This window comes from Dolichospermum planctonicum (assembly GCF_005402965.1).
Classification (GTDB): Bacteria; Cyanobacteriota; Cyanobacteriia; order Cyanobacteriales; family Nostocaceae; genus Dolichospermum; species Dolichospermum planctonicum.
In genome coordinates this window covers 1-1,391 of the sequence record NZ_BJCF01000108.1, presented here as the reverse complement: position 1 = coordinate 1,391, position 1,391 = coordinate 1, and the positions used below count along the sequence as shown (strand labels likewise).

The 1,391-nt window shown below is 30.7% G+C and carries 1 protein-coding gene; it reads right to left on the bottom strand.

From position 1 onward, the window contains the following. On the bottom strand, positions 1–1,391 hold a 1,391-nt coding region (locus FFO06_RS20610; RefSeq protein ID WP_137909693.1), incomplete at both ends, for a type IIG restriction enzyme/methyltransferase.

Sequence of the window (1,391 nt, the reverse complement as noted above, 5' to 3'; positions counted from 1 at the left end):
ATTTTTTTCTCCCGCTTCGTTCTCTCAGCTTTAGTTTCTGGAATCAAAAAAATTTGATTCTCCAAATTCTCAACCTCACCCTCTAACCTTCTTAACTTAGTCTTATTGACATCACTTAATCCTAAAGTTGTTTTAAAATTACCCTTAATATCAGCAATCAATTTTTTCATTTCCCGCTTTTGCTCCTTATTTTCAGCATTGCGGTAAGTTTTAACAGCATTTCTATAACTTTCCATACTGTATTTACTTCTATTTAAAGCTGGTCGCAAATCACTATCTAAAGCAAAACGACTAATTAAAGAATTACCACATTTAATATTAATATCAATATTAGGTAAAGTCTCCAACTCTCCCCTATTTAGGGGTGAGGTCTTATAATAAGCATTTTTCAAAAGTTCAACCCATAACCGCAACTGACATATTTTCACAGAATTAGAGTTAATATCCACCCCAAATAAACAACCTTCAATAATCCTTTGTTTCTCATAAAACAAAGTTTCCTGCACCCGTTGACTTTCTTGACTTTTAGGATTATACTCAAATAATAAACCATCCTCATCAATCACAATTAACTCATCATTCACAACTTCAATCTGATATTCCTTCAATCTTTTACCTTCCCTATCCAGTAAAACCTTCAATTCGCTTTTAATTGCGATAATTTCATTCAAAGCCGAAACTAAAAAATGTCCTGAACCTACCGCAGGATCACATATTTTTAAACTATTAATAATCGTATTAGCATCTTTTTTATCCTCTATCCTATCATATAAATCATCAATATTTTCACAACTCCAACCTTTAACTTCATTAAACTTCTGAACAACCGCTTTTCTAATTGTTTCCCGACACATATACATAGTAATAAAACCGGGAGTAAAGAAAGAACCGTCTTGATAACCATTAATTTTCTCGAAAATTAAACCCAGTACAGACGCATTAATTAATCTTTTATTCTCCTCTTGAATTTCTTCCCCAGTTTCACTACTAAAATCATAAGCGTCCAGAAATTCAAATAAATATTCTAAAGCGTTAATTTCACCAAATCGTTTTTTCCCGTTATTATCTTTTAAGACAGTAGCAGGAAAAATTTCTAATTTCTCATTTCTCAAATTACTAATAAAAATTGTTGCTTGTTCCATTTCCGTAGGTTCAAATAAAGAACTATTTAAATAAGGAACATGAGCAAATTTGTTTTTAAAACCCTCGTTTCTGTCTTCTGGTTTTCGTGCTAATACACTAAAAAATAGACTATTAAGATCATCATAATTTTGCACCTTATTTAAATTCAAAAATCCCCAAGCTAAATCATTTTGATGATATTTAATTAATTGTGCTTCTAATAGTTTGAGAAAGAGGATTCTATTTACCCAAGTAATTGCTAATTCTAA